The 3,780-nt window shown below is 40.8% G+C and carries 3 protein-coding genes and 1 pseudogene; 3 read left to right on the top strand and 1 reads right to left on the bottom strand.

Annotation, left to right across the window (positions count from 1 at the left end; all coding sequences use genetic code 11):
- From SJY39_RS19295 to SJY39_RS19285, 3 genes are all read left to right on the top strand, one after another.
- On the top strand, positions 1 to 253 hold a 253-nt coding region (locus SJY39_RS19295), incomplete at its 5' end, for a type I restriction endonuclease subunit M (RefSeq protein WP_390242649.1).
- Between the two features lie 55 nt (positions 254 to 308).
- On the top strand, positions 309 to 743 hold the full coding sequence (locus tag SJY39_RS19290; RefSeq protein WP_102332425.1) for a lytic transglycosylase domain-containing protein: 435 nt from the start codon (positions 309 to 311) through the stop codon (positions 741 to 743).
- A 569-nt stretch (positions 744 to 1,312) separates the two neighbouring features.
- Positions 1,313 to 1,672: a hypothetical protein gene (locus tag SJY39_RS19285; RefSeq protein WP_102332424.1), complete on the top strand. Its 360-nt coding sequence runs from the start codon at positions 1,313 to 1,315 to the stop codon at positions 1,670 to 1,672.
- Positions 1,673 to 1,699: 27 nt separating this feature from the next.
- On the opposite strand, the pseudogene SJY39_RS19280 reads toward SJY39_RS19285, so the two are convergent.
- Positions 1,700 to 3,780: pseudogene (locus SJY39_RS19280) on the bottom strand (conjugative transfer relaxase/helicase TraI); the annotation flags it as partial.

The following is a 3,780-nucleotide window of genomic DNA, read 5'->3' as shown; positions in this document are numbered from 1 at the left end:
AGAGATAGTCATGACGCAAGGCATTGCTGAATTACTGGATAAAAATATTGGGGCAAGTTTACACATTTACTTAATGCGTCATAATAATGGGGATTGGGGTAATGTTTGTGCTGAGGATAAAATAACCAATGACGAAGCGGCCAAAACAGGCGAGCGTATTATATCTGAATACATACTGTGCGGTGAACGTATATGGATCATTACCGAGCGAGATAGAAGCGTAACAACTGTTTTACTACCGAGTGAATATTAATCACTTTCAATATGCGATAGAATGGAGTACACAACGGACTCCATTTTTTTTGATTATGAAAAAATTATCTTTGCTATTGTTATTGTTCCCAACCGCTGCGGGCGCGTTCTGTTTTGATGAAGCCGGATCTCATTACAATGTTGATCCAAAATTGTTGCGTTCTATTGCTCAGGTCGAAAGCAGTCTTGATCCCAACGCTTACAATGAAAATAAAAACAGGTCGGGAAAAATTATAAGCCGTGATTTTGGGTTGATGCAAATTAACTCTAGTTGGTTCTCCCGACTCGCTGAATTTAACTTAAACAAAACGAATATTTATGAGCCGTGTTTTAATGTTTCATTAGGCGCATGGGTATTAAGCTCTAACTTTGCTACACATGGCTATAACTGGAACAGTGTCGGGGCATATAATGCCGGATTTTCTAAACGCACCGAAAACGCTAGAAAAATATACATCCAAAAAGTACAAAAAGTTTATTACCAACCGTAATTAAAATTAGCAGCTATGCACCATTGTGGTGCGGTGCTGACTATCTCAAACTCTTCCTTTTCCGCTTTCCATCCCTCTCAATATTTACATTATCACCCTTGATTCAATCGCCAACGGTTCGGCTTTTGCTCTCGTTGTTCCTAGAGCACCACCCAAAAACACAAAACAAACGGAAGTTCATTGGAGTTGATCGTCACTTCTTTAGAATCATCCACACACCTCGCTAAATCGAAAATCGATTTAAATGGTTGTCTGTAAAAATATAAAACCAATATAAACAAGAGCTTAAAACCTTCCCAACCATTAAAAGTAACCTCAAAAAAATTTTCAAAATCTCAACTAATTAGCCGCTGAAATCTCAATTGGTAAATATGCAATCTCAATTAAATGGCATTTATCCCTTTTGTAGTAAGGCTCTGCGGGGTGTTTAAATGGGTTTTAAATTAGTTGTCATTCAATTCTTATTTATCCCTTTTGCAGTAAGGTTTAAAGTGGGTGTTTTGTTGATTGCTTCAATGTGATTATATTGATATATTATTGAGATTCATTGAACTAAAAAGGAGAGGATAATGGCCCGCTCTTACCCTTTACAAAGCACTTTACGCGGCAAGTTAGAGCAAGACTTCATTAAATTTAGAGATCAGGAGCGTCTGAGTGATTCTGAAGCTACTCGTCAACTGTTGACGTTAGCACTGCGTATTAAGCTCAACGATAGTGACGATGGTAGACCGTCGAATCGAGAGTTGATGGAAGAGATTTATCGTGTGGTTCGCAACACATCAGCGGTCAGTGATGTGACTCATGGTCAAACCTTTGATGGTGAAAAACTATTTCGAGTCAAAGACGAAGCGAAAACATTTAGGCAACAAGTTAAAGCCGATGTTAATAACAAAGTGGATACCTTTCTTGCAGGCGAAAAAAAAGGATAGCCTGTTAGGGCTATCCTTTTTATTGTTTTATCTTTCTAATTCCCGCTCGATTTCTCGACCCATCGGCTCGTGATGTTTATTATCAAAGTCGAGTCCTTGTTGCTTTGATGACTCTTGTGGCTCGAACTGCTCTAATGCTTTACTGTCTTGATCTTTACCATATTGTGAAATAACGCTCTCTTTTTTATCATTGAGTGTGTCAATCGGTAGCGATTCTTGGTTTAATTCTTGCCTTTCATCGACACCTTGATGGTGGTATTTATCCATACACGCTTGGATATCAGTGAGCATGTTTTCAGGCGAGACGAATTGTATGTCTCGACCTGCAAAGTTGGCCATTATTTTTTCAATGTTATTGGGGTTTAAATCTGTATTGCCGTGGCTAAGAGCAATGATGATTTGTTGGCGAAGTTCATCGGTTGATATATTTTGAATGTCATTCTTATGATTCACATTGATTATATCGTATTGGCCTTGATGCGCCTGATTAATCGCAAACGAATTTTCAATTGATGTGCTAATAATCGTCGTGTGCAAATCATGGCCTTGATGAAATTGTGTCAGGTGTTTGGATTTTGTGCCGAGGGTTCTAGGGTTAATATCAAGTGTGTCGTCTTTATTTCCTTGAAAATCCAAATAGGTGACTTCAATCGCTTTGGTGTCTCCGTCTTTATTGTGGATGTTGGTTATCATGGCAGGGTGCAAGCTTTTATCTTCGGATGAATAAACGCTTTGATGAAAATGGACGTGCTCGCCTTGTGGCTGTTCAATACCCAACTTATTCAAGTAGGTTTCAGCTAAGGTTCCTTTCAGTGGTTGACTCGTCTGTACATATTCTTTCGCCCTTTCTTCAAATTGCGCAATATGTTTTGGTGTGGTTTGCAGTAATTTGTCATGTTTACTGTTTTCCTCTAGTTGATATTTATTTGGCTCATTAAGCATATTATGGGCTTCTGCCATGGCTTCTTTGTAATTCATCTCTTTATAACTCATTACTAGGTTAATCAATGAGCCTTTTTCGCCAGTAGTGTAGTCTTTAAAATACCCTCGATGTTCGCCCGTTAATGACACTTTTATGGCTGATTTGCCAATGCCGAAAGTGAGGTAGTCACGGTCAGACTTTGACTTGTTTGGCTGTCCAAGTAGGTTGATGGCTAAACTTTCCGTATATTTTGGTAGCTCCTTATTGATGTGCGTTTTAAATTGGTTGTAATTAAAGTCCCCGTTATTATCTTGATAACGAGTGTCCTCGTGGGGCAGGGCGTTGTGATTAAAATACGTCGTTGATTGGGGCGGTATAGTATTGAGCGTTTCGATGGCGCTGTGTTTATTGACCTCTTTTGATAGCCAGCTTTTCATCATGGCTTTAGGGTTATCGGTAAAGAGTTTAACGTGAGTGCTCGCACGACTTAAATCAATGTAAGCCCGTCTTAAGTTGGTCAATGCCCCCATTCCCTTAATCGCTGCTATCACGTGTTGATAGGTTGCCCCTTGCGCCATATCAGCGGTGCGAGTGTAAGCGTAGTCCCAATGGCCGTCTTTTAGGGCTTGAGGGTTGATGGCTAACGTTTGTCCGTCTTTTGATTGGGCGGTGATTTCCTCGTTTGTGGCACTGAGGATGTGGTACGGCACATTGGCTTTGATGCCCCGCTCTTTATCGGTAAAGCGAGTCATGATTTTATCGCCCGTTGAGAGCGGCTTTTCCGATTTGGCAAAGAGACTTGTGAACTTATGGTCTTTGTTGCGTGGTAAGAATGGCTTCTCAATACCGCTCTCTTGGTCTTTGACCATCACCACACCATGTTCAGAATCGACCTTGGTGATAGTGCTGTACTCCCCTGGCTTGGTGCTCAGTATGAGTCCTTTTTGATACGGCATCATGGTCGAGAGTTCCTCTTTGCTGTTGCCCGTTGAGCGTAGCCTTGTGGTGGTGATGTTCTCTTTGCCTATCTCTGTATTTTTCATCAGGCCAGTACGAATGTGTTCAGTGATTTTGTCACGATCATTGTTTGTGTAAGCAATGATAAGGGTGTTGTCTCGCGTTTCTGGTGTTCGTGCTAAGTAATCTTGCGCGACCGCGTAAGGCAGCTTCTCTGTCGCAGTGAGTT

It is taken from the genome of Vibrio sp. R78045, from assembly GCF_042466085.1.
GTDB classification, from domain to species: domain Bacteria; phylum Pseudomonadota; class Gammaproteobacteria; order Enterobacterales; family Vibrionaceae; genus Vibrio; species Vibrio cyclitrophicus.
The sequence above is the reverse complement of the archived record's forward strand: the minus strand, read 5'-3'. Positions and strand labels throughout refer to the sequence as shown.

Excerpts from the sequence above, each read along its gene's own strand:
- SJY39_RS19290 (WP_102332425.1), top strand. The coding sequence starts at position 309 with ATGAAAAAATTATCTTTGCTATTGTTATTGTTCCCAACCGCTGCGGGC.
- SJY39_RS19285 (WP_102332424.1), top strand. The coding sequence starts at position 1,313 with ATGGCCCGCTCTTACCCTTTACAAAGCACTTTACGCGGCAAGTTAGAG.